Source organism: Moritella sp. 5, from assembly GCF_018219455.1.
Classification (GTDB): Bacteria; Pseudomonadota; Gammaproteobacteria; order Enterobacterales; family Moritellaceae; genus Moritella.
On record NZ_CP056122.1, the window covers coordinates 3450642 to 3477372 of the forward strand.

Sequence of the window (26731 nt, forward strand, 5' to 3'; positions counted from 1 at the left end):
ATGCTAAATAGTAGTCATATCAACCTAAAGACAAAATATCTGTAGATATATTACTCACCATCCGCACTATAAAATAGTCATTACCAGTAAAGTTCTGTAAAAACATTTTTATTTATTTTTGAACTTTTACAGTCAATGCATTGTCGGTAAACTAGTGTTTATATTAACTTTATACGATAGATAATTATGCCAAAATCAAACTTTAATCAATTAAGAGGCTATCTTAACAGCCAAATTCTTGGGCAAGCAAAACTTGTCGACAATTTATTAATCGCGCTTCTCGCAGATGGTCACATCTTAGTAGAAGGTCCACCCGGATTGGCCAAGACTCGAGCAGTTAAAGCACTTGCCGATAGTTTAGAAGCCAACTTCCATCGTATTCAGTTTACACCCGACTTACTGCCTGCAGATTTAACAGGGACTGATATCTATCGCGCCGAAACCGGCACCTTTGATTTTCAACCCGGTCCTCTGTTCCACAATATTGTGCTTGCGGACGAGATTAACCGTGCACCTGCTAAGGTACAGTCTGCGCTGCTAGAAGCTATGGCCGAGCAGCAGATAACGGTTGGCAACAAAACCATGTTATTACCAAAGCTATTTATGGTAATGGCTACGCAGAACCCAATTGAGCAAGAAGGTACGTACCCATTACCCGAAGCGCAGCTTGATCGTTTCATGCTACATCTAGAAATTGACTACCCAGATAAAGACACAGAATTACAAATTTTACGGTTAACCACACAAGAAGCACAACAAGACGCGGCTGCGCCCATTACAAAAATCAGCCAACAAGCGATCATGCAAGCACGAGAAGAAGTACTTAATATTCACCTTGCCCCTGCCCTCGAGCATTACCTTGTCGATTTGATCATGGCCACACGAAATCCTGATACCTTAGATTCTCAACTCGCCAGTTGGATCAACTTTGGTGCAAGTCCACGTGCGACTATCTCTCTTGCCCGTTGCGTACGTGCTCGTGCTTGGTTACACGGCCGTGATCATGTATTACCCGAAGATATCCAAACCTGCCTCTACCCTATCCTACGTCATCGTTTACTACTGAGCTTTGAAGCAGAAGCTGACGGCATTACTGCAAACCAAGTTATTGACCGAATTTTGTCATTAATTGCATTTTCGTAAACTGAGTTAGTCTATGTCAGCAATCGACGTTACGATAAAAGAGCTACAACAATACAGCTATCAAACCAATAGCCTGCTAGCGAGAAAAACCTTAGCAAAAGCACGACTTGCTGGTGGTCACCTCTCGCCAATCAAAGGCCGAGGTATGGAATTTAGTGAATGTCGTCAATACCAACCCGGTGATGACATTCGGAGTATTGACTGGCGTATTACCGCACGCACAGGTAAAACCTACAGCAAGCTATTCAGTGAAGAGAAAGAGCGGCCTGTTTATGTCTTACTTGACCTGTCATCAAGCATGTATTTTGGTAGCCAATACCGACTAAAATCAGTACAAGCCTGTCACCTGACGGCATTACTGGCCTGGGCAACAAAACACAAAAGTGATCGTGTTGGCGGTATTATCATTGGGGATTTTGGGCATAAAGAACTAAAACCACAACGTCAACAGCGTGGTGTTATGCAATTACTTAGTGAAACAGTAGCCTTACATAATGCGCAACTGGCCCTATCCCAAGCCGATCGTATTAATGCAGCTAATGTAACGAACGCAAATACAGCGCCGAAAGAGTCTCTTGCCAGCGCTCTCACTCGCTTACGCTTACTGTGTAAAACTGGTAGCCATATTATGGTCATCAGCGATTTTCTTCATCTTGATGACAAAGCACAAAAGCAATTAGCATTATTAAAACGCCATAATGAAGTTGAAGCTTGGCAAATTTATGATCCTTTAGAACTCGCTCTTCCTAGCATCTCAGGTAATGTCCGTCTCGCTGTATCAAATGGCCAACAACATGGTTTTGTTAACCCGAGTAACGCGAAGAGTCGTCAAAAATATCAACAACATGCAGACATTAAACAACAAGCATTAAGACAAATAATGAATCGATACGGAATTCGTCACCATAGGATCAGCAGTGGCGAGTCATTATTGAGTCAAATTAAAGGTAAGGGTAGATAAAGCGCATGGATCCGTTAGCACAATTAAAAGATATTCATTTACCAGCGCCAGTATCGACGTGGCCACTGTCACTCTATTGGTGGCTAGCTATTATCGCTGTATTGTTGATCATTGGATTGGCTATTTACGGTGTATTACGCTACATCGAAAAAACCAAATTAACCCGATTAGCCCTAGCTGAACTAACAAAATTACAGCAGCAAGGCTGTGAGGTAAACGACTTACACCACCTGCTTAAGCGTATTGTGTTAGCCAGTTTCCCACGTGAAACAACGGCCTCGTTACACGGTGAAGCATGGTTAAGTTTTCTCGATCAACAAGCTAGCTCAAACAAGCGCCCCTTCACTGCGTTCTCAAATAATAACACCGCATGGACACTCGATTTATATAGCGCTAAACCTAATGCAATCGCCGAATCCTCACACTTTAAAACTTGCCAAGACTGGATCAAAAGAACCCCACTTATGCCAGTGGAGAAACAGTAATGTTTGAATTTAATTGGCCATGGCTTTTATTATTATTGCCACTACCTCTGCTTATTCGCTTTTTTAGCCACGCGGGTCAAGCACAAACGCCATTAGTGCTACCTAATTTACCTTACATTGAAACAGCAACAGGCACGGCAACAACCCCCCCCCGTGCAATCTGGCCATTAGTCTTAATGTGGCTATGTTTAGTGATCGCCTCTGCACGTCCGATGTGGATTGGTGAACCACAGTCAATTCCACAGCAAGGTCGTGAAATGATGCTTGCCGTTGATCTATCAGGCTCTATGCAGATTGAAGACATGCAAATTAATAACCGCATGGTTGATCGTTTATCGCTGGTGAAAACAGTTGTAGCTGACTTTATTCAACAACGTAAAGGCGACCGCGTCGGTCTTATCTTCTTCGCTGATAATGCCTATTTACAAGCGCCACTCACTTTCGATTTGAAAACAGTTAGTGACTATATGCAGCAAGCCGTACTCGGCCTTGTTGGTGGACAAACTGCGATTGGTGAAGGGATTGGCTTAGCGCTAAAACGTTTTGATGCGGCTGATAACCCACAAAAAGTATTGATATTACTCACCGATGGTCAGAATACCGCCGGTGAAGTAAAACCCCTTGAAGCGGCTAAATTTGCACAAGAGCAAGGCGTTAAAATCTATACGATTGGCGTCGGCGCAGATGCCTATTATCAACGCACCTTATTCGGTAATCAAAAAGTAGACCCTTCACACGATCTCGATGAAGCCACATTAAAAACAATTGCAGCACAAACTGGTGGCCAATACTTTCGCGCGCGTGACGCAAGTAGTTTAACTGCTATCTATGCCGAACTTGATAAACTTGAACCGGTAGAGCAAGCGCAACAACAATTTAGACCACAAACAGATCTATTCCATTGGCCATTAGCAATCGCATTATTATTGTCAATTTTCGCCTGCTATCTACGTCAAGGAGCTAGTCATGACTGATTTTATGTTATTACGCCCATTATGGTTACTGGCGCTATTACCGCTCATCGCCCTTGCTTGGTACTTCCGTAAAAACAGCCAAACTAAAGGCTGGCATACAATGCTTTCACCTGAGATCGCACAGTTCTTATTAGCGCAGCATCAACCAACAACAAAATCCAAGCATTTCTTTATACCATTAGCCAGTATTTGGGTACTCGCCACAATTGCATTATCTGGCCCAAGTTTTAGCTATACAGAGCGTCCTGTGGCAAGTATTTCTCAAGCCAAAATCATGGTATTAGATATGTCACTATCAATGCGTGCTACAGACCTTAAGCCAAATCGCCTAGCGCAACTTCGTTTTAAAAGCACAGACATTATTAATAGCATTAAAGAAGGGGAAATAGGCTTGGTTGCTTATGCAGGTGATGCGTTTGTTATCTCACCATTAACTACGGACACAAGCACCTTATTGAACTTGTTACCAAATTTATCTCCTGAAATTATGCCTGTAAAAGGCTCTAAGCCAGAAGCAGGTATTCGTCAGGCAATCGAGTTACTCACCAATGCAGGTTATCAGCAAGGACAAATATTACTGGTGACCGACGGTATTAATCCAACACAAGCAGATAGTATCAATGCGTTATTAACAGACACGGATTACAGTTTATCGATTCTTGGTATCGGTACGGCTCAAGGTGCACCGATTAAAATGCCGAATGGCCAGTTACTTAAAAACAACCAAGGCACAATCGTCGTACCTCAGCTGAATGCCAGTTTATTGAAAGACACGGCACAATCGAATTCAGGGCAAGTGCAAGTGATAACCCACGGAAGCCAACAACTAACGGACTTATTTAATCATCCGCTCAGTTTTCAAAATAACCAAAAGACGGAGTTAACGACAGAACAGCGTAATGATGATGGTATTTGGCTACTGCCTTTAATCGCCTTATTAGCGGCATTTAGTTTTCGTAAGCAGTTATTTTTCAGTTTCTTCTTGGTTTTCTTGCTACAGCCTGAATCGAGCTACGCGGCCGAGACCTCGATATGGAACAACAGCAACGAAAATGGTGCATTGCTGTATCAAGATAAGCAATACCAGCAAGCTGCTGATACTTTCTCTGACGAGAAATGGCAGGCCAGCGCATTATATGAAGCTGGAGAATACCAACAAGCTATCGATCTGTGGTCGAATAATCCAAGCAGTGATTCCTATTATAATCAAGGTAATGCCTTAATGAAGCTCGGTAATATTGATGAAGCCACTAAAGCCTACGAACAAGCGCTAAAACTAGCTCCTGAAAATAACGATGCGAAAAGTAACTTAGCACTTGCTAAGAAAATAAAACAGCAACAGAAACAACAGCAAGGTGATAAAAGCAAAGACAGTCAAAGCCAGCAAAGCCAGCAAGACAGTCAAAGCCAGCAAGACAGCCAAAGCCAGCAAGACAGTCAAAGCCAGCAAGACAGCCAAGATAAAGCAGGTGTAGCTGGACAAGATGAAACCGACAAGAATTCGGATGAAGGTAATGCCCAAGGACTGTCGGCAGCACAACAGACGCCATTAGAAAAAGAACAACAAAAGCGCCTACAAAAATGGCTACGAAATATTCCCGATGATCCTTCTTTGTTATTAAGAAATAAAATGTATATAGAAAGTCAGCAACGTAAAGCTGAATCAAATCAGCAAAATAGTTCGGAGCAAATATGGTAAAGGCAATTCAGACACATCGCCGTTTTTCTACATTCTCACTAATGGCAAATTTTCTCATTCTTGTAGGCTTGTTATTTACATTTAGCTTTCAGGCTAATGCAGCACTAAAAATAACAGCATCCGTCAATCAGAACCCAATTGTGCAAGGGAGCAGTTTTATCCTTGAAATCCGTGCGAATGAAAGTATTAGCGCCAGTGACTGGGATAATTCTGCACTACTGGCTAATTTTGTCGTAGGTAGAACATCGATCAATAGTCAAAGCAGTTATTTCAATGGCAAGACAACACATATAACAACTCTGACAACCGTATTAATGGCTCGAAATATAGGTGCTTATACCATTCCTGCCTTTACGATTGATGGTGCTACAACACAACCAATTAAAGTAAATGTAATCTCATCGGCGACAGCAAGTAGCCGTGGTATCGGTAACCGTAATATTGAATTGAAAGTAAATATTTCGGAGAACAATATTTATGTTGGACAGCAGTTTATCTATACGACAACCTTATATATTGCGCAAAATACCCAGATGCAATCTGGCAACCTCATAGAACCAACAGTGGCAGACGGCGTAGTAAAACAAATAGGTAAAGATGAAAATGCCAGTCAAATAGTTAATGGCAAACGCTTTGAAACAATTACACGTCAATATGCCATTACCATCAATACCGCAGGAGCAAGCACGATTACCCCAGCTCGATTTGAAGGACAAGTGAGTACCTCAAAGCGTGGCTATCGATTTGGAGCTGTAACGCCAGTAATTATCCAGGCTGACACTCTAGATGTAAATATACAGGCACAACCAAAAGACTATAAAGGCGAATGGCTAGTCAGTGACTTTGTGCAACTCGACGAAGAGCTACAACCATCGCAAGAGAACTATCAACAAGGTGAACCAATAACCCGAACGGTCACACTAACTGTTGCGAATGTAGATAAGTCAGCGCTACCCGTCTTAACAGTTAATTGGCCACAAACCGTCAAGGTCTACCCGGATAAACCACAGTTGACGAGCTTTGCACAACAAAACAGTTACTTCGCGCAACAGGTATTAAGTTTTGCCATTATTCCCAATCAACTTGGTGAACTAACACTACCAGAAATATCAGTGCCTTGGTTTAATAGTAAAACACAGCAACAAGAATGGGCGACGCTACCCGCTAAAACAGTTACCATACTACCGAGTGAAAATAATGTAACTAATCAAAACGACCAAACTCCACTTCTAACATCTAACGGTAGTAATCAGGAAAATATACAAAGCCTATCAACAGCACCAACAGAATCTCCAGTATGGCGTTGGTTAACTTTTATTTTTTCGGGCTTATGGATATTAACCTGTGTGGCTTGGCTTATCCTACGTAAACGCAGCCATAAAGCGCCTAGCCCCGAAATAACCGTTGCAACTAAAACAGATAATATCTGGCCGCAATTACAAACCGCACTGAAGAATGATGATGCTAACCAAAGTAGTCACTTATTGTACCAGTGGTTCAAACAGTGCTGGCCTGAAATCAAAAACCCGCAGCTAACCTCACTGCCGATGAATAAAGAATGCCAGCAAGCTTGCCAAGATCTATTTACGTTTACTTACGGTAAAAACGCTGAAATAACGAATTGGAATGGACAAGTATTATTAGCACAATTAACCAAACTTAAAGGCTCAAAAAACACCATAACAAAAAAACAACAACCCGAGATAAAAACCCAGCTTAATCCATAGGTTTCACTGAAAAAAGACAAAGTTGGCGCTTTAACATAGCGCCAACTTCGTTTAAGAAAATAACAACACGCCCATAAAGTTCGTTTTCGAACATGAAAAACCCGCCAAGCAATGCTCGAACATTAAGCAATATATCTCTACTATGAAAATTAAAGATTCATATGAGCATTCAGCCCTTTCAAATGAAAGCGCGGCAGTATTAACTGAAAGTTAACAAGTGAATTTACAAATTACATACATTTATCTACTGTCCACACTAGATCTCCACCTTAAAAAAGCGCAAAATAGCAGTAGCTATCGGATTTAATTATTGCTTTATTAAGGAATTGGAATGTCAATACATAAAACACTTGGTGAATTCATCATTGAAAATCAATCTGATTTTCCACATGCAAAAGGTGAATTAACAGCATTATTAAGTGCAATTAAACTTGCTGCTAAAATTGTAAACCGCGAGATCAATAAAGCAGGCCTAGTTGACATAACAGGTGCAAGTGGCATTGAAAATATCCAAGGCGAAGAGCAACAAAAATTAGACATGTATGCGAACGAAGTATTTAAAAATGCTTTGATTGCACGTGGTGAAGTTTGTGGTATTGCTTCTGAAGAAGAAGATCATTATGTATTTTTCGACAACCAAAACAGCCGTAACGCTAACTATGTAGTATTAATGGACCCACTAGACGGTTCATCAAACATCGATGTTAATGTATCAGTTGGTACTATTTTCTCTATTTACCGTCGCATATCGCCTGTTGGTGGTCCAGTTTCAATGGATGACTTCTTACAAGTTGGCCGTAAACAAGTTGCAGCGGGTTATGTTGTATATGGTTCATCAACTATGCTGGTATTTACAACCGGTAATGGTGTTCATGGCTTCACTTATGACCCATCAATTGGCGTATTTTGTTTATCTCACGAATCATTAACCTTCCCTAAATCTGGTAAAATCTATTCGATCAATGAAGGTAACTACAGCAAATTCCCACTTGGTGTAAAGAAATACATTAAATATTGCCAAGAAGAAGACGACGCAACAAACCGTCCTTATACTTCACGTTACATTGGCTCTCTCGTATCTGATTTCCACCGTAACCTGCTTAAGGGTGGTATCTACATTTACCCACAAACAGCACAAGCACCAACGGGTAAACTACGCTTATTATACGAGTGTAATCCAATGGCTTTCCTTGCTGAACAAGCGGGTGCACTAGCGACAGATGGTTATACACCAATCCTAGATCTTAAGCCTACAGAGTTACACCAACGTGTGCCTTTCTTTACTGGCTCTGTGAATATGATGGATACAGCACACCAGTTCATGCAAGAGCATAAAGAAGAAGCGTAATTTAAGCCTCTTTAACCACTGCTTTAAGCCACGTCATCTTCTATTCGAGAAGGTGACGTGGCTTTTTTGTTATAAGGGTTTGTATGTATTACAAACAACAACATAGTAAAATGTGACAGACGTGACACTTACAACATAATTGTCTCAAAAAAGATTGACACCGTTATTTGATGTAGATCACAAATTTAAACATTGATTTTGACTTGATCACTATAAGAACAACTACTCTAATTTATTTGGTAGCGATAACAATTTAATAACAACACGTGTACGCCGAAATAACTTGATATTTATCAATAACTTAAACAAACACCTGCCCGCCACTATTTTTTCAATTAAACGTCAAGCTTTAATAACCAAACATTACACACTGTGATTATTCTTAATTACAAAGCATGAACAAGCAGTTACTATTTATTCATACTATCGACAACTGGTCAGACCTTGATACTTAAAGGATAAACAAAAGGAACTTTGTTTTTCTATTCAAAGATCTAAACCAGTCACGAGTTAAACAAAATAAAACTTATAAAGATGAGTAATTAACTATGTCTAAATTTAAAAAAACAACGCTTGCTACAGCCCTACTATTGGTCACTGCACAATCTTCTGCTGCAGGTTTCCAAGTAAGCGAACATTCAGCATCTGGTCTTGGACGAGCTTTTGCTGGTGAAGCAGCCGTTGCTGATAACGCATCAGTACTTGCACGTAACCCTGCTGCAATGTCACGCTTTAAAAAAGCTGAACTATCGATTGCCGGTTCTTATGTTAAACCGAATGTTGATATTACGGGTACTAAAGATGCTAGCATCGGTGCAGCTTTAGGCCGTGATGCAAGTAGTCTAAATGCCGATAATGTCGTACATAATGCTTTTGTTCCTGCAGCATACTTTATCCAACCAATTAACGATAAGTTTGCAGTAGGCCTTGGTCTGTTTTCAAGCTACGGCGTAACAACTGAATTTGAAAGTGACTACGTGGTTGGTGCCGCAGCGGGAAAAACTGACTTAGTCACATTTAATATCAATCCAAATCTGTCTTTTAAAGCAACTGAAAAATTAAGCTTGGGCGTCGGTGTTAGCGCTGTTTATGGCAAAGCAACTATCGAAAGAAACTATGGTGATCTCGTTGCTGCAGGAGGTTTTTCTGCCGCTAAAAAGAATAGTGCTAGTGACGCAGCCGCAGCCGCAACCGCAAGAGCTGTAAACAACCCAGGTAAAGATCTCTTCCTTTTAGAAGGCGATGCATGGGGCTTCGGCTGGAATGCAGGTGTATTATATGAAATCAACAAAAATAACCGCATTGGATTAGCTTATCGCTCACAAGTAGATCTTGGCTTTGAAGGTGACTTTACTGGTGCAACAAGCGGCGGTAATAAAGTTAAAGCATCACTTGATCTTCCATTACCAGCAACAGCTGAATTTTCTGGCTATCATGCTTTAAATGATTCATTTGCCGTATCTTATAGCGTGCTTTGGACAGAATGGAGCAAGTTTGAAGAACTTAAAGCAACAAGTTCATCTTGCAAAGATGGGGAATGTTTCTTAAAAGAAGAAAGTTTTAACAACAATCTACGCTACTCTATCGGTGCTGAATATACGATTAATGAATTCATCTTACGTGCGGGCTTCGCTTTAGACGAGTCAGCTGGTGAAACAACACTAAGTATCCCCGAATCAGATCGTTTTTGGTATACAGCTGGTGCCACTTATAATGCGAGCAACAACTTAAGCTTTGATTTTGGTGTTGCTTACATTTATGTTGAGGAAGTTGAGTTTACGGAAAAAACAGGTCCTCTTGAATACGGTTTTAAATCTTCAGGTGATGCAATCATTGCTTCAGCACAAGCAAACTACCGTTTCTAAGCGTATTTAGATAAGTAACTTAATACTTAAATATAGTAATAAAAATAGCGTCTTATGGCGCTATTTTTATTTTCGACTAACCTTAAAATAAAACATCATTTTAAGGGTATAAATATGATAAAACGTTGTAGCCGTGATGCATCTATCGCCTACCTAAGTGCTCTCCTTAGCTTCATATCTTATTACAGCCCTTTGACATATGCTGCATCATATCAATCTTCAACAACCTCAGCTATCGAACTCAGCAATGCAGGCGCAGGCGCAGCAGCAGACTCTACTAACCTAGCAAATATAGCCGTTAACCCCGCGATCATCGCTGCATTTTCATATCCGAGTATGGCTATCGCTGGTATCTTAGTTCAATCTAAAAAAGACATTACTGGCGAATATTATTCCAATGGTGATCCTGAAGCATTAGATAACGCTGGAATCAGTGATAATTATATAGCCCCTTCTGGCTACTTTGCATTTCCCATTAATGATAAATGGTCACTTGGGTTTGCTACTTTTTCTAATTATAACGTCCGTAACAACTATGATACTGAATATCCCGTAGGTCTTCTTGCTGGGCGGCGCTCTTTATTTACCTATGAAATCAGTCCAAATATAGCCCTCAAATTAACTGACTATTTTTATGTTGGTGCGGGTGTAAGCGCTATTTATGGTAACTATCAATTAACAACAAACTATGGCTCACAGAATACCAATAATTCAAGTCAGATTTATCAAGATTATAATGGTACAGGTATCGGTTTTAGGTTTAATATCGGCATACTTTATCAACTAAACACACACCACAAATTTGGACTCTCCTATCGCTCTGAAAGTGACATTGAAACAGAAGGTACATTTACCACATTGGCGGGTAATAATGATTTAATATTTCAAGATACGACAACGCTAACGATGGCAATTCCGAGTGAGCTAACATTTTCAGGGTTTCACCTACTTGATCCGCGACTATCAGTACAGTATTCATTAGCTTGGTATGGATGGGAAAGCCTAGATTCTATTTCAGTATCACATCCAAATTGTCCTGCTAGCTCGGGGTTTAATCTACCACAAGGCCAATGCTTGATAGAGTCTGTTAACGCAAAAGATGGTTGGAAAGTTGCATTCGCCATTAACTATAAATTAAATGATGTTGTCTGGTTACGAAGTGGGATGTCAACAGAAAAGTCAACAGAAAGCGCAACCTTCTCGATACCTTTTGATAAAAAAACAAACTTCAGCTTTGGATTATCCTATTATGCAAGTCGCTCATTAAGTTTCGATATCGGCCTTACGTATGCGAAATATGAATCCACGCGAATTAAAGATACTGTTGGCCAAGATAGCTTCGATGTAAGTACAGAAGGTAATAGTACTATGTTTGGGTTTCAACTAAATTACCAATTAATAGATTAATACTATGAATTCCCTACTATTTCAAACCACGTAAAGAAGGTTATAACGGAATATTAAGCTCAACAATAGACCAGGACCCGCGATCAAAGCAAAAGTGTTGAGCGCAGTGATAATCCATTTTATGCGGTGCTTTTCCTAACATGTTCCAATTCGTCGCGAGCGCATATATCGCACGGATAACACCTTTATGACTAACGCAGCCTATATAGTGTTCTTCGTTATCAATAGCCAGTGACTCAACCCAAGTACTTACTCGCGCAGCAACCAACCTTGGCGACTCTGCATTCTGCGGCTGTAGATCTAACCCTAGCGCTTCTTGTTTCGCAAAATAACTTGGATCTTGGGATCTTAGTTGTTGTAAGGTTTTACCTTCCCACTCACCCCAACTCATTTCGGTCAAAGCCATTTCCGTCTGTGCTTCAACGCAGAGCAATTCGGCCGTTTGCTGGGCTCTTAACAGCGGGCTATGAAACCACCGCAACGATGAAAAATTTGACGGTAACTGATAAGCGCTAATTTGTTGCTTTCCCGCTTCATTCAACGGAATATCTGTACGCCCCTGTAAACGCCGTTCACAGTTCCATTGCGTTTGCCCATGACGGATAAAATAAACGTGGATCATATATTATCCAACGAATTTGATATCGCACCTTGGATAACACAATGAAGCTGCCGAGCACTGGCCTCGATAGAATGATGCTGAGTAACGTATTGCTTGGCCGCGTGTTTCATGGTTTTCAACTTTTCATTATTTTTCAGTAAACAGTCAATTGTTACTGACATTTCTTGCGCATTATACGCATCGACCAAGATGCCTGTGACCTTATTATTCACAATTGAACTCACGCCCCCCTGATCACCCGCAACAACTGCAACACCCGCTTGCTGAGCTTCTAAGAAGATCATGCCAAGCGCTTCATTTATCGCAGGCCAAACGAGTAATTCGAAATGCGGTAATAATTGTCGTATTTGGCTGTTTTCAAGTGCACCTGAAAACTTGACTTGCCTGTGCCGAACAAAAAGAGTTCGAACTTCTTCTTCCATCATTCCATCACCAATAATCAATAACTGGTAAGGCTGTTGTAATAAATTGACCACTGAACTTAACTGCTGATAAGAATGGTACTTATCACCACTGCGCATCATCGCGATTGTGATAAGCCAAGGTAAGTGACTATCTAAACCGTATTTAGCAGCGATGCCTTCTCGCGTTAAAGTCGCAGTTAATTTTCCGCTATCTTTACTTATCCGAGAATGCTCATTATTTACATAATAACTGTCATGATGAACAGGAAAATCATCGATAAAAGCATTAAGTGACACAAGTGGAGAATGACATTTTTTCTGTCGCAGAGAATAAAATTCAACAAGTGCGATTTTATCTCTTGGGTTAATACAGATGACTTTGCTCGCTAGTTTTAATCCTGTAGCCACTTGCTGGTGATACAAAGCCCAGCCCCCCTTGGCACGTTTCTCTGCCCATGAAGCTTCAGCCACAATATAAGGGATATTAAGCGCCTGACAAATGATTGGGCCAATTAAGTCTGGTGCTTTGTAATAGAGGTGGTAACTAAACCAAGCGTGCGGTCTAAAACCTTGCTTGTTCCAGCGCCGCATAATTCTAGTCGCTTCTTTTTTAGCAATCATAATCAAGCGTTGCTGACGATAACTGTCACCTCGCTTATCAAAAGTGCGCAACTGACTCGCAAGTTCAACATGATAACCGCCCTGCTCCAACGCACGTATAAATAAACGCGCAATTTCGCGGTCACCCGAAGGTATCGGATGTAAGGGTGATTTAAGCGGCGCATAAAATGCGATGCCTGTTTTTACCCTTGTATCAGTCACGGCTATCAAAAAGCTTTTCTAATTGGTCGATACCAATTTTAACATCAAAGCGTCGGTGAAGTTGCTTCTGTCCCTCTAACCCTAGACGTTCTCGTTTTTCACCATCTCGTAATAAATCATCTAATGCAAATGCTAATTGATCAACATTATTCGACTCAACGAGTACGCCATTTTCACCGCTATCAATCAGCTCTGGGATACCTGAAATATCCGTCGCCAGACAACATACAGACTGGCTTTGTGCTTCCATCAACACATTCGGCATCCCATCTCTGTCACCATCGGCAACAATCTTACTCGCCAATACAAATAAGTCACTTTCACGGTAAGCTTCAAGTACCGTTAATTGTGGCTGTGCGCCTTGCCACTCAATGTGTTTATCAATACCTAACGCTTTAGCCTGCTGTCGCAAACCCTTTAAAATACCGCCACCGCCAATATGCGTTAACTGCCAGTGCAAATCCTTTGGCAACTTAGCTAACGCATTAAGTAAATCATCGTACCCCTTCTTCGGAACCGCTCGACCAACACTTATAATTTTAACCGGATTATCTGCCGAACTGCCGTTAACATTAGCGCGAGGTAGTCGCTCTACATGTTGAAAACGGGTAAAGTCTAAACCGTGATAAACCAAATGAACCTTACTTGGATCTTCAGCAAGGGATTGTAAATACTGATGGTTCGCGGCGGTACACGTAGACAACCATTGTAACTCTGTCAGCTTTTCGGCAAGATCCCACTTTTCTGATGTCCAAATATCTTTGGCATGTGCAGAGCACGACCAAGGCAGATCATTAATTAATGCGGCATAGCGTGTTACCGATGCTGGCGTATGTAAAAAATGCGCATACATTTGCTCGATACCGTCTGGCATTTCGGCTGCAAGTACGATGCCTTGACCAAAGCGACGAACCCGTCCACGGCTAGTATCACGCTTAATATCTTGAATAAACTGCTTAACAACTTTGGTTAATGAATAGCGTTTGACGACATGAAAAAACGCTTTTAGTACCCGTAATGGTTCAACATGTAAGTATTCAGGTAAATATAATACATCCGCTTCAATCTGTTGGTGAATAGGATGCGTGCTGGTATCTGTCGGATGACGTAATGAAACTAATGTAATATCAAACCCACGTAACTCTAATGCGCGAATTTCTTGAGCGATAAATGTTTCAGAGAGGCGTGGATAACCTTTAAGTACTAATGCAATTTTTTTCACTACTGACTTACCTTAAACTTTGATAATTAAAACGTGATGAGACGTCATAAAAACATATATCGAGCTTGAGCATTACTTTAATGACTTACGAATACCTTGAGCTAGCCCATTCAATAAGCAATTTCGCACTTTTATGGGCGCCCTGATTGTCGATGTTAACCTTCTTGGCGGTACTCCCAACTGCAGTATTAATCGCAGATTTTAATGTCTCGACACTCAACTCATCATTTTTTACAGATTGTAATACTCGACCTTCGACCAATATTTCACTTCGCGCTAACTGCTCTGTTTCGCCTTCCCCTTCAAACGGTATTACCACCGCAGGTACGCCAGTTAATAACAAATCCATCACAGTATTATACCCAGCTCTTGAAATGGACACATAAGCATTGCTTAATTCTTTTAGAAAATCATCCGCAAGATCTACAACTTGTAAGTTAGACTGCTCCTGCGCTTTAAAATAGGCTTTGTCGGCACTGTCCATGTTTGGACCTGTAATCAACAACCACTTTTTATCCGCTGCAAATCCACTATTAAATAACGCCATCACTGCAACTAAAATATCTTTACCGATACTGCCGCCTCCGACAGACACAACTATCGTATCCCGTGTTTTCTGCGACGTAGCACTATTTTCCATGGTCGGACAAACATATCCGGAATAACTGATTTTATCGGCAATCATACCGGCAACAGGAAAGCTTTTCTCTAATGGGTAAAAGTTTTTATCACCATGTACTAATACATGCTGGTAATACGTTTGTACAAGGTTAACGTACTCTTGTTCTCTTACTGCTGAACGACGCTGCAAAATATCTCGGATGGAAGAAACAAGTACAGGGGGATTACTTTGTGACTTAACCCAATTAAGAAGCGGTAACAACTCAAAACGCATCTGCCTGCGGCCAAAAGGATACGTTTCAGTTACAATTAAATCTGGCTGCAAGGTCTCGCAAAGGGCTAATAGAGCCTGTGTACGCTCTTTTTTATCATCATCAGTAACAGAGCTATTATCAGCTTTAACTAATCCACTAAAACCTGAATCAGCACTCTTAACAGCCATTAACTGGTGCATCGTCGCATTACCAAAAGACATGCTCGGAACAGGCATTCCACCAAAAATAACATCCACATGAGCACCTTGCTCACACAATGCTTGAACAATAAGAGAAGAGCGACGAACGTGGCCAATACCTAATAAATATTGCACATAATACATAATACGTGGCGCTGACATATACCTGATTCCTTACGAAAAACAATAAATTAAAAAGAACTAGATTAGATTATTTTGATACTAACTCACCAAATCGATCGGCAACAAAGTCTAAACCATTCAGCAAATTATCAAGTTTATGTGTACTCGGCTTATCTTGTTGCAATAATTTAATAATACTGTCGTGCATCAGCTCAGTTGAACGCTCAGACGCCAAATCAAGCATAGATAACAGGCCAACGTCAGCTGCATTACTCGCTCGGATTAGCTGCTCTTTGCGTGGGTAGCTACGAGGTAAAATTAACGCACGCTTATCAAACGACAGTATTTCACAAAACGTATTGTAACCCCCCATGGCAATCACCGCCTCAGCTTCGACCATCAAATGCTCGAGATGATTACTGAATGTGATCGCATCGACATGCGGTAACAACTCTGCACGATGCAAAAATGCATTACGATCCGCAGCGGGCATAAAAGGACCAAGTACAAATAAAGCAGGCATCAGTGTTGCGCTACTCTCATAAGCACGTAACACCCAGTCAATCATTTCAACACCATCACCGCCCCCACCAGGGGTGACTAAAATATAAGGCTGCTCAGGAAAATTAATGGTATCGGTATCGACTTTTTGTGGTAGCTGCCTTGGCAAATAACCTGTAAATAAGGTTTTATCTGTGACGACTTGCTTTATATCTAGCCCCTTTAATGGATTAGATACCTCTGCTGGACCATAGACCCAAAGTTCATCATAAAGATTTTCAAGCAATGGCATCACATTTTTCTTCTGCCATTCTTTTTTTAAAAGCTCGGGAGAGTCCATCACATCACGTAAACCGAGAATACATTTGGTATTCGTATCTTTAAAATAGGCGAGTGTACTGACGACTTCATCTTTCAATCCACCCGGCTCTTTATCTACAAGGAAAATATCCGGTTTGAAGACTTTAGACGTATTCAAAATGATGGCTTCACGTAATGCCAGCGTATCAGCAAGATCGATAAGTAAGCCAAGTGAGGTGTATTCACCATTGTGAAGCTTAATAACGCCTGGAATACGAATAAAGTCAACACGGGCTTTAAAATCAAAGCGACCAATAATCGGTGAACCAGTAATAATTAAAACAGATAAGCCCTTGTATCGGTCAACAAGCTCATGCGCGATGGTTCTACAGCGCCGCAAATGCCCAAGACCGAAAGAGTCATGACTATAAATAAGCAAACGGCTATTATTCAATTTACTGCGCACTTGAATTCTCTTTAACTAAATATTATTAAGATGGATAAGGTTATCAAAAAAGAGTTGGCTAAGATAGCGAACTACTCACTTAATAAACCTTTCATTTTATTAAAAATAAACACTCGATTAATTATAATCAGAGTCTATTTTGTCGTTCTTTTTTATCTCTGTAGAGGCGCTTAATGCGGCAGCAGCACCCAATGTTTCAGCAAGCTCATCATTTTTTTCAATGATATCCTTCAGGTCTTCTTTGTCTTTACCTGCATGCTGAGTTAGCACATGCACAGAGCGATGAGCAAACTCAATACCATTGGCTTTTAATGACTCTTGTACAAGTCTAAATGCTTCACGGCGAATGACCCATTGCTCTCCAGGTACACACGTAAACTTCATCCGGAAGATAAGCGCGGACTCTTCAACCCTCGTCACCCCTTGCGATTTCAATGGAAGTAAAAAATGTTGCCCATATTCAGGATGTAACAGCATTTTTTGTCCCACTTTTTTGATCACCTTACGTACCTTTTCAACATCTGTTCTGTAATCTAATCTAAACTCTAATTTCTTAGTAATCCAATCACGGGATAAGTTACTGACTGTTGCCATTTCGCTAAAAGGGATCGTTTGTATTGCGCCAAGGTGATGACGTAATGTAATTGAACGAATAGAAATGCGTTCAACAGTACCACGTAAGCCAGCAGCCTCAATATATTCACCACGGCGAAATGCATCATCAAGTAAAAAGAAGATACCAGAGATTACATCCTGCACGAGTTTCTGAGCACCAAAACCAACGGCGATACCGACGATACCCGCACCTGCGAGTAAAGGAGCAATTTCAACACCAACGATACTCAATATCATCAGTAGTACACAAGAAAATAAGAATACTAATAAGAATGAACGCACTAAAGGCAACAAGGTTTCAGAACGAGAAGCCCCCGTACCACCACCTTCCCCCTCTAATGTGGAGCTACCATTGTTATCTTCGCAAATCATCTCATAAGGTAAATGGCGTTCGATAGCAGATTGAATAACCTCCCAAATAGCATAAGCCAAAATAATCACGATAATAATATCAACAAACATTTGGATAAAACCGCCAAAGCTATTCGCTAATTTTTCCCAAGCATTATGATCAAAGCTAGCATCAATATGATAGAAGATAACAGCGACGAATATAATGCGAAGTGCAATAATGACCCTACGAATAAATTTATCGCAACGCATTTCAAAAGAATGGCTCTGTAACCAAGTTATACGTTTTAGTTGGCTCATGATGACAAAAATCAGACGATCCAATATAGGATAACTAAACGTTAACCACCAAATTGGCGTAAAGTTATCAGCTTGTTCGTAATAGCCTAAAAACTCATACGTAGCCCAGAAAACCCAAGCAATAAATAACCATATAGTAAGGATTGTAGTCCACGTTTGACGCAAAAATCGAGTTAATGCCGAGCTCGCTTCTTTCGAATCCGTAAACATTGCTTCAATGGTTTTACGGTTAAACCAAATAAAATAAATCGATAAAATATTCATTATCATACCGCTCGAAGGAATAATCAGAGCGAAAAGAATTCTATCTAACGAGAATAATATGAGGATATACCAAAGTGTTGTAATAGTAAGGTATATAGCCATAAAAATAAGTATTGACCAATATAGTCGGGTTGCCGATAAGCAATCAATTTTAAACAACCGATTACCTTTAGCATAGGGAGCAAAGATAAGTCGTAATATAATCGCTAATGCACGTATTTTAACGACAAGGCCGAGTCCATGCAGGCTTAATACACGAAAGGGGTCGGTTTCGCTATAATTATAAATAGCGATAAGCGCGGCAGTTAAGGCGAAAATAGCAATGCCTACATATTGAAAAAATCCACGCATGAGTATGTAATCAAGATTATCTTTAAAACTCGAACCTTTTTCTTTCACAACACTCTCAGAAAAAGAATCCATTTTCAGACTAACAACACGCTCTACAATAAAACCAGCAACAAGCATCAACACAAAAATAGTAAACAAAGAGGTGAAATGCCCTACACCTTCTTCATTCGTCAGGTTATTAATCAATTGCGCTTGGTGTTGAGGCCACAAGGCTAAACTGGCTAATAATTTTTCTTTACGATCTCTGGCATCCATTAAAAAAATAAAACGGGCCATCTCATCATTGCGATAACCGTATTCTTTATTACTCCCACGTTGTGCCGACGCATCTGTAGCACGCCAGTTTTTCGCCTTACGCGCGTTTTTTCTATCTGCAACGAATGGGTCATTGTCATTATTTACAGATTGGTAGTCACCCGACAGGTTATCACTCTCATTACTTACTGGGCTGGTCTTTACTAAATCAACCGTTTCTTTTGTCAGTGATAACTCAGATCCCTGCGCATAAACCACGCTTGTATTACTCAGCATCAAAAACATATAGATAAAGATCGTAGTAGCGATAGTACGATTAAAGACGCTTAAGGTAATACGCAGAGGCATAGTGATGACCAAATATTGATTGATAAGAATAACTATAGTATCAAAACTTTATAAACGAATGATATGGTAAATAGCACATATTATTAATGAGTTAAAATACAAGTTGGGTGAATAGACAGATAAAAATCAGATAATATAAAAGTAAAAGGAAGTAAACAGGCTTTCGAACTAAACATGAGAAATGATGGACTTTAAGCATTAAGTAATCGAATACTTATAAAAAAACCGTCCACTTTAGCAGTGAACGGTTTCATTAGTCAGTGTTGTTTATAGCAACGAATCAACAGGGTTGATTAGAAGTATACACGACCACCTAGGAATACAGCGTCATCAGTTTTGCCGATTTCTGGGTTAGTTGAACCGTACTCAACGTATGCTTTAACATCTTTAACAAGTTCGTAATCAGCACCAATTACTAGTTCAGTACGTTCATCAGCTTTTGTATCGCTTGATGTAGCATCAAACATAACATATACGCTTGCTTGACCTAGAGCGTAGTTAGCACCAAGACCGTAAGCTGAGTTATCAGCTTTACCAACTTCAGATGCAGTGTATACAGCACCTAATGTTAGTGAGTCAAGTACGTATGAAGCACCTACAACATAAGTAGAGTTATCAGTTTTAACTTTGTTTGCATCAACGCGATCGTTAGCGATGTTATAAGAAGCAACTAAAGATAGACCTGCAACTTCATAAGTACCACCGATAGCGTAAGTATCTTGGTCCATTAAAGAAACAACAACAGAAGCGCCGCCGAATGCTTTAGTGTATTTAAGTTGGTCTTCAGAATCAGAACCAAATAACGCGTTATCTTCGTTATAGATGTTACCGTGCTCGTACGAGAAATCATACAAGAATGCGTCATCATTTAGACCCATTTGCTTACCAAGTGCAACTGTACCGTATACATCATGCGATAGACCAACGAAAGCATTGTTGATGTATAAAGTATCAACAGAATTAACGTCTTTATATTTAACTTCCATCTGACCGAATGCTTTAACACCGTCGTCTAGTTCTTTAGATGCTTTAATATCGAAACGTGAGCCAGCATCTTCAAATTTAACATTATCAGAATCTTGAACAGCAACGTGGCCACGGAAAGAACCGCCAAGTGAAACTGTAGTACCTTCGTTGTTATAAACTTCAGCAGCGTTTGCAGCGCCAGCTAGTAAAATTGCAGTAGCAAGAATAGTCTTTTTCATTTTGAAATCCTTTATGATTTATAAGTTAACTCACTCATTACTTAAATCTCTCTCTGAGATGATTTTATCTGGTAATGATCGGTTAAACCAAGAGTTAATATACTCTAACAAGTAGCGAGTTAAACCAACAATTCATCTGATTAAACCATTTGAATAAGATTTAACAACTACGCTTAAAACTTGATATGGATTATACTCACAATATATTTTTGAAAACTATAAGGAAAATCAACCGGAGATCAAAAACAAGATCACGGACACAGAAAAAGGTATGACTTCTAGAAATTTCTTGACAGCAGGAATTACAGCCACCTAAAAGGAGAGCTGTTTTCAAGCTAAATGGTTAAAAAGAACACGTATCGCTGAGTTTACTATTCTAACTATTATATTCTATTCAATCTGCTAACTATTCAGAACGATAAAATGCTTTAAAGTTCCATTTAATATGCAGATAATGATTTAGGGTTAGTTTCTAGAATAGGATAAAATAAAATTTCGGCAAGGTTAATTTTTTTTATCTATATATAGGCAGAAGTCGAAAAGTACGTAAAAAAATACCCCAGCAATGCTGAGGTATCTTATAAACGCATAATGACCTATGAAGGTATAGATTGAGTGCTAAAAGAACCGCTAACTACTTTTCAGCAGTAGGCTTCTTCTTCTCTGCAGCAGGCTTCTTCTTCACCGCTTTCTTCTTCTCTTCTTCAACCCATTTACCATCAATATAATGCGCAGTCCAACCAGTAGCTTTCTTTTCTACCTCGGTCATTACATATTGTTCTTTGGTCTTACGGCTAAAGCGTACTATCGCTTTATTACCTGCAGGGTCTTGCGCAGGCGCATCTGCTAAGTAATAAAATTTCGATGAGATACGGTCTCTAAAGCGAACTAACTCTTCAATCAGCGGAGCACGTGTCTCACGAGATTTAGGGAAAGTATTCGCCGCTAAGAAGATTCCCGCAGCACCGTCACGTAGCACAAAGTAAGCATCCGATTTTTCACATTCCAATTCAGGAAGGAAAACAGGATCTTCTTTTGGCGGCGCAACTTCACCACTTTTCAGGATCTTACGGGTATTTTTGCATTCTTCGTTAGTACAGCCCATGTATTTGCCAAAACGGCCATTTTTAAGCTGCATATCAGACATACAACGGTCACACTCAACCACAGGGCCATCATAGCCTTTTAGCTTGAATTCACCTTTCTCGACTTCGTAGCCTGTACATTCAGGGTTATTACCACAAACGTGTAGTTTACGTGTTTCGTCAATCAGGTAGCTATCCATTGCAGTACTGCATTTAGGACAACGGCGTTTTGCCATCAGCGCTTCAGTTTCAGCGTCCTCATTCAGCAAATCAATCGCTTCTTCGCCTGATACGAGGTTAATGGTTTTCTTACAGCGTTCTTTTGGTGGCAAGTTATAACCCGCACAACCGAGAAAAACACCTGTTGTCGCAGTTCGGATACCCATCTCACGTTGGCATGTTGGACATTCGATATCCGTGATGACCATTTCGTTCGAGCGCATACCGCCTTCAGCCACTTCAGCACCAGCTGTGAGCAGCTGTTTCTTAAAGTCACCAAAGAATTCATTAAGTACATCGATCCAATTCAGCTTGCCTTCAGCAACGCCATCAAGTTGAGACTCCATGCTTGCTGTGAAATCGAAGTTCATTAACTCTTCAAAACTTTCAGTCAGACGTTCAGTAACAATCTCACCCATTTTTTCAGCGAAGAAACGACGGTTTTCAACTTTTACATAACCACGATCTTGAATTGTCGAGATAATCGAAGCATATGTCGATGGACGACCAATACCACGTTTCTCTAATTCTTTAACTAATGACGCTTCATTAAAACGCGCAGGTGGTTTAGTGAAGTGTTGCAGAGGATCGACAGTAATCAGGTCAAGTGCTTCACCGACTTCCAGTACAGGTAAATTACTTTCGTCTTCAGACTTCTTGCTCATTGGTGGTAACGCTTTAGTCCAACCAGGAAAACGCATAGTACGTCCCTTCGCGGTAAGCTGATACTCGCCAGCAGCAATCGTCAATTTCGTTGAATCGTATTGTGCAGGCATCATCTGACAAGCAACAAACTGACGCCAAATTAGCTCGTATAATTTCTTCGCGTCATCATCCATGCCTTTCAAATCGCCTGACATAACATTTACATCAGAAGGTCGGATCGCTTCATGGGCTTCTTGCGCACCTTTTTTAGAACCGTATAGATTCGGTTCTGCAGGTAAGTAATCTTTACCGTATTTTGTTTCAATGAAACCACGAGCACTTTCTACAGCGTCTTTACTCAAGTTTGTTGAGTCAGTACGCATATAGGTAATGTAACCGCCTTCATATAAGCGCTGTGCCAGACCCATTGTACGTTTAACGCCATAGCTATGACGCGTACTTGCCGCCTGCTGTAGTGTTGACGTAATAAAAGGTGCTTTAGGCTTACTGCTTGTCGCTCTGTCATCGCGTTTTAATAACGAGTAACTTGCGTTTTGTAAGTCAGTAACCGCTTTGGTCGCTTGTGCTTCATTAACAGGTTTAAACGCTTCACCGGCATATTTAACCGCTTCAACACGTAATGGCTCACCCAGTGACGTCACTAAATCTGTATGGACATCCCAAAATTCTTCTGGAATGAACGCTTTAATGTCACGTTCTTTGTCTACGATTAAACGTACCGCTACCGACTGAACACGTCCAGCAGATAAGCCACGCGCGATCTTTTGCCAAAGTAACGGCGATACCATATAGCCAACAACACGATCTAAGAAACGACGCGCTTGTTGTGCATTCACACAATCAATGTTCAATTCTGACGGTTGTTCAAATGCTTCTTGGATCGCTGTTTTCGTAATTTCGTTAAACGTTACACGTTGGAAACGTGAATCATCACCACCAATAATTTCCCGCAGGTGCCATGCAATAGCTTCCCCTTCGCGGTCCAAATCGGTTGCGAGATAGATAACATCTGCTTTTTCAGCAAGTTGTTGTAATTCAGCAACGACTTTTTCTTTACCAGGTAAAATCTGATACGTTGCTGCCCAGTCATTTTCTGGGTCTATTCCCATACGCGAATATAACGATTTTTTATCACGTTTTTCTTTAAATGCAGCTTTTGCTTCTGGCGTCATGCCTTTAGTTTGTTGCGCAAGCGTCGGTGCACCAGCTCGTTTTTTGGCTGCTCCACCACTTGTCGGTAAATCACGTACGTGTCCCACACTTGATTTAACAATGTAGTCTTTACCGAGATATTTATTAATGGTCTTCGCTTTTGCTGGCGATTCCACAATTACCAGAGATCTTCCCATACAGACGGATTCTTTTAATTTATGAATAATATGAAATTGATGAATACAATTGATAATTTATCGATTAAGGATAGTCAAAAAGCATCATCTTATATTTGTACTCTATTTATATATATACATTGAATACACTTATAGTAGTCAATAATTTTTTAATTATTTTTTTTATGTCTATATTTCATACTAAAATATTACATAAGCATAGCAATAACTATCTGACGTAATAATTCACAAAAAACATAAAAATCAAACTAATAAACCACATACACTTGAAATATGTGGTTTATGTTTCAATGCATATTTACAGTTATGAACCTACAATTCTATAATTGTGGGTACTTACTTTGCTGTAAAAATTTATTTAGGCTTGTCGAAATAGCCAATGATGCCGCTTGGGCTAATTTTTCAGCCAGTTTTTTACGCACGACATATTTAACGATGTAAATTGTTTTCGACTTATTCGCTTTTAATAAGTAATCATCACTGGTTTGTAAAGTATCCACTAACCCACGTTCGTGTGCATGAGTACCGAACCAATGCTCACCTGTGGCTATTTTTTCAATATCCATATCCGGTCGGTGAGCGCTCACAAAGTCTTTAAATAACACATGCGTTTCTTCAAGTTCTTGTTGGAACTTTTCACGTCCAGCGTCATCATTCTCGCCAAACATCGTTAATGTACGTTTGAACTCACCCGCAGTCAGTTGTTCAACATCAATCTTATTCTTTTTCAATAGACGGTTAAAGTTCGGTATTTGTGCAACAACACCAATAGAACCAACGATTGCAAATGGTGCTGCAATAATATGATCTGCGATACATGCCATCATATAACCACCACTTGCCGCCACTTTATCAACCGCGATAGTTAGCTTAATATTAGCTTGTTTTAAACGTTCTAGCTGTGAGCTTGCAAGTCCATAACCATGCACAACACCACCACCACTTTCTAAACGCACTAAGACTTCGTCATGCTCATTAGCAACAAACAAGATAGCAGTAATTTCTTCACGTAATGATGCGACTTCTTTAGCATCAATACCGGCGGTAAAATCGAGTACAAAAAGACGTGGTTCAATGTCTTCTTTTGTAACCGCATCTTTATCATTGGTTTTGTCTTTATGGGCCTTTTTAAATGCTTTTAATTCTGCTTTGTGTTTTTTCTTTTCTGCTTTGTGCTGCTCTTTTTCTAAAATTTTAGCTTCATCTTCAGGCACAAGATGTAACTGAAGCTCATCTTCCACGTCTTTAAATTGCTCTGATAAATTGGTGATCTCCAAACGTCCATTACTCTTCTTTTGCTTAGACGTAAGATTGACAATACTGACCACTACAAATAATAATGCTAAAACGAATGTTACCGTTTTTGCTAAAAAAATACCGTATTCACTTAAAAATTCCAAATCCTAATCCTCGGTCGGTTATATCGATTTTGCTCTTTATATCATTTACAACATCGCATCTACAAGCTTTGCAGGTTACAATATTGCCAGATAAATCGATATGGAACCAGAAAATGGATTATCAAGCAGAAAAAAATCTATTAGAAAACAAAACTATTTTAGTAACAGGTGCTGGTGACGGTATTGGTCGTCAAGCAGCTCTAACCTATGCAGCACATGGCGCGACAGTGATATTACTTGGTAAAACAGTCGCTAAACTTGAAGCTGTTTATGACGAAATTGAAGCGCTTGGCGCACCAACACCTGCGATTATTCCGCTTGATATGAAAGGTGCGACTGTTGAAAACTATAAAGACATGGCAGACACCATCGACACACAATTCGGTAAACTAGACGGTTTATTGAACAATGCGGGTCAATTAGGTGTATTAGGTCCATTTCATCAAATCGATGAAAAGAGCTATGACGAAGTTATGCAGGTCAATGTGAAAGCACAATTGTTCATGACAAGTGCGTTATTACCTGTACTGAAAAAAGCGGACAAAGCATCTATCATTTTCACTTCATCAAGTGTGGGTGTAAAAGGGCGTGCTTACTGGGCTGAATATGCAATTTCAAAATTTGCGACCGAAGGCATGATGCAAACCCTTGCTGACGAGTTTGAAAATACCAGTATCCGCGCTAACTGCATTAACCCAGGTGCAACACGTACTGGTATGCGTGCAAAAGCTTTCCCTGGTGAAAATTCAAATACGCTTGTTACAGCAGAAGATATTATGCCGCTTTACCTTTATTTAATGGGTAATGACAGCGTAGCTGAAACAGGACAAACCTTTAAAGCACAACCAAACAGATAATCGGTTAGCTGCATCAATTCCCAAATAATGCTGTTTTTCATTATTTGGGCATTGTTATCCTATATTTTCAGTTCTTTCCTACTTTTCCAGACCTATTTGACCTACCTACTTCGCTTATTTATATCTTTGATTAGCGTCCTCGCTATAAAAAACTTGCTATCGTAAATAATTACTGCAATAACTAATACCTATACCCAAGTTACTTCAAGATGCTATATCAGAGACGTGCAGGGATAACAGAACAAGGCGCAATATGTAGAGAATGGTTATTCCATTTTCAAATATTGTAACGCTGTGCTGCTATTCCTGCTCGCCTCCCGTA

19 protein-coding genes are annotated in these 26731 nt (G+C 40.1%); 10 read left to right on the top strand and 9 right to left on the bottom strand.

The window, feature by feature from the left end:
* The first annotated feature begins 186 nt into the window (after positions 1 to 186).
* The 9 genes from HWV01_RS15330 (at position 187) to HWV01_RS15370 (ending at position 11609) form a co-directional block, all read left to right on the top strand.
* Positions 187 to 1143, top strand: a complete 957-nt coding sequence (locus HWV01_RS15330) for a MoxR family ATPase (RefSeq protein ID WP_211672367.1) — start codon at positions 187 to 189, stop codon at positions 1141 to 1143.
* Positions 1144 to 1156: 13 nt separating this feature from the next.
* The gene (locus HWV01_RS15335; protein ID WP_211672368.1) at positions 1157 to 2104 is read left to right on the top strand and encodes a DUF58 domain-containing protein; all 948 of its coding nucleotides are present in this window, start codon (positions 1157 to 1159) and stop codon (positions 2102 to 2104) included.
* A 5-nt stretch (positions 2105 to 2109) separates the two neighbouring features.
* Positions 2110 to 2589, top strand: coding sequence for a DUF4381 domain-containing protein (locus tag HWV01_RS15340; protein WP_211672369.1), 480 nt, complete (start codon positions 2110 to 2112; stop codon positions 2587 to 2589).
* Complete coding sequence (locus HWV01_RS15345) at positions 2589 to 3563, top strand: VWA domain-containing protein (protein ID WP_211672370.1); 975 nt, start codon at positions 2589 to 2591, stop codon at positions 3561 to 3563. The genes HWV01_RS15340 and HWV01_RS15345 overlap by 1 nt, the downstream gene beginning before the upstream one ends.
* Positions 3556 to 5262, top strand: a complete 1707-nt coding sequence (locus tag HWV01_RS15350) for a VWA domain-containing protein (protein ID WP_211672371.1) — start codon at positions 3556 to 3558, stop codon at positions 5260 to 5262. The genes HWV01_RS15345 and HWV01_RS15350 overlap by 8 nt, the downstream gene beginning before the upstream one ends.
* On the top strand, positions 5256 to 6989 hold the full coding sequence (locus HWV01_RS15355) for a BatD family protein (protein ID WP_211672372.1): 1734 nt from the start codon (positions 5256 to 5258) through the stop codon (positions 6987 to 6989). The genes HWV01_RS15350 and HWV01_RS15355 overlap by 7 nt, the downstream gene beginning before the upstream one ends.
* Positions 6990 to 7320: 331 nt before the next feature.
* Complete coding sequence (fbp, locus tag HWV01_RS15360; RefSeq protein WP_211672373.1) at positions 7321 to 8337, top strand: class 1 fructose-bisphosphatase; 1017 nt, start codon at positions 7321 to 7323, stop codon at positions 8335 to 8337.
* Between the two features lie 548 nt (positions 8338 to 8885).
* The gene (locus HWV01_RS15365; protein WP_211672374.1) at positions 8886 to 10202 is read left to right on the top strand and encodes an outer membrane protein transport protein; all 1317 of its coding nucleotides are present in this window, start codon (positions 8886 to 8888) and stop codon (positions 10200 to 10202) included.
* Between the two features lie 114 nt (positions 10203 to 10316).
* A complete protein-coding gene (locus tag HWV01_RS15370) occupies positions 10317 to 11609 on the top strand; it encodes an OmpP1/FadL family transporter (protein ID WP_211672375.1) in 1293 nt (430 codons plus the stop codon).
* Between the two features lie 40 nt (positions 11610 to 11649).
* Here the strand turns inward: HWV01_RS15370 and HWV01_RS15375 are convergent, their stop codons facing one another.
* The 9 genes from HWV01_RS15375 to sohB all read right to left on the bottom strand — a co-directional run bounded on the left by HWV01_RS15375 (position 11650) and on the right by sohB (position 25552).
* Positions 11650 to 12231 carry a histidine phosphatase family protein gene (locus tag HWV01_RS15375; RefSeq protein WP_211672376.1) on the bottom strand — a complete coding sequence of 194 codons (582 nt, stop codon included), beginning with the start codon at positions 12229 to 12231 and terminating at the stop codon, positions 11650 to 11652.
* Positions 12228 to 13457 (bottom strand): glycosyltransferase family 4 protein, encoded by a 1230-nt coding sequence (locus tag HWV01_RS15380; protein WP_211672377.1) that lies wholly within the window; start codon positions 13455 to 13457, stop codon positions 12228 to 12230. Before HWV01_RS15380 ends, HWV01_RS15375 begins: the two co-directional genes overlap by 4 nt.
* Positions 13450 to 14679: a glycosyltransferase family 4 protein gene (locus tag HWV01_RS15385; protein ID WP_211672378.1), complete on the bottom strand. Its 1230-nt coding sequence runs from the start codon at positions 14677 to 14679 to the stop codon at positions 13450 to 13452. Before HWV01_RS15385 ends, HWV01_RS15380 begins: the two co-directional genes overlap by 8 nt.
* An 85-nt stretch (positions 14680 to 14764) precedes the next feature.
* Positions 14765 to 15916: a glycosyltransferase family protein gene (locus HWV01_RS15390; RefSeq protein ID WP_211672379.1), complete on the bottom strand. Its 1152-nt coding sequence runs from the start codon at positions 15914 to 15916 to the stop codon at positions 14765 to 14767.
* A gap of 49 nt (positions 15917 to 15965) precedes the next feature.
* Positions 15966 to 17144 (bottom strand): glycosyltransferase family protein, encoded by a 1179-nt coding sequence (locus HWV01_RS15395; protein WP_211672380.1) that lies wholly within the window; start codon positions 17142 to 17144, stop codon positions 15966 to 15968.
* Between the two features lie 117 nt (positions 17145 to 17261).
* On the bottom strand, positions 17262 to 19628 hold the full coding sequence (locus HWV01_RS15400) for a mechanosensitive ion channel family protein (RefSeq protein ID WP_211672381.1): 2367 nt from the start codon (positions 19626 to 19628) through the stop codon (positions 17262 to 17264).
* A 293-nt stretch (positions 19629 to 19921) separates the two neighbouring features.
* On the bottom strand, positions 19922 to 20833 hold the full coding sequence (locus HWV01_RS15405; protein WP_211672382.1) for a porin: 912 nt from the start codon (positions 20831 to 20833) through the stop codon (positions 19922 to 19924).
* Positions 20834 to 21467: 634 nt separating this feature from the next.
* Complete coding sequence (topA, locus tag HWV01_RS15410) at positions 21468 to 24152, bottom strand: type I DNA topoisomerase (protein WP_211672383.1); 2685 nt, start codon at positions 24150 to 24152, stop codon at positions 21468 to 21470.
* A 320-nt stretch (positions 24153 to 24472) separates the two neighbouring features.
* Entirely contained in the window at positions 24473 to 25552 is a 1080-nt protein-coding gene (gene sohB, locus HWV01_RS15415) for a protease SohB (protein ID WP_211672384.1), read from the bottom strand.
* Positions 25553 to 25665: 113 nt separating this feature from the next.
* On the opposite strand from sohB, the gene HWV01_RS15420 reads away from it, so the two are divergent.
* Entirely contained in the window at positions 25666 to 26409 is a 744-nt protein-coding gene (locus HWV01_RS15420; RefSeq protein ID WP_211672385.1) for a YciK family oxidoreductase, read from the top strand.
* Positions 26410 to 26731: the final 322 nt, after the last annotated feature.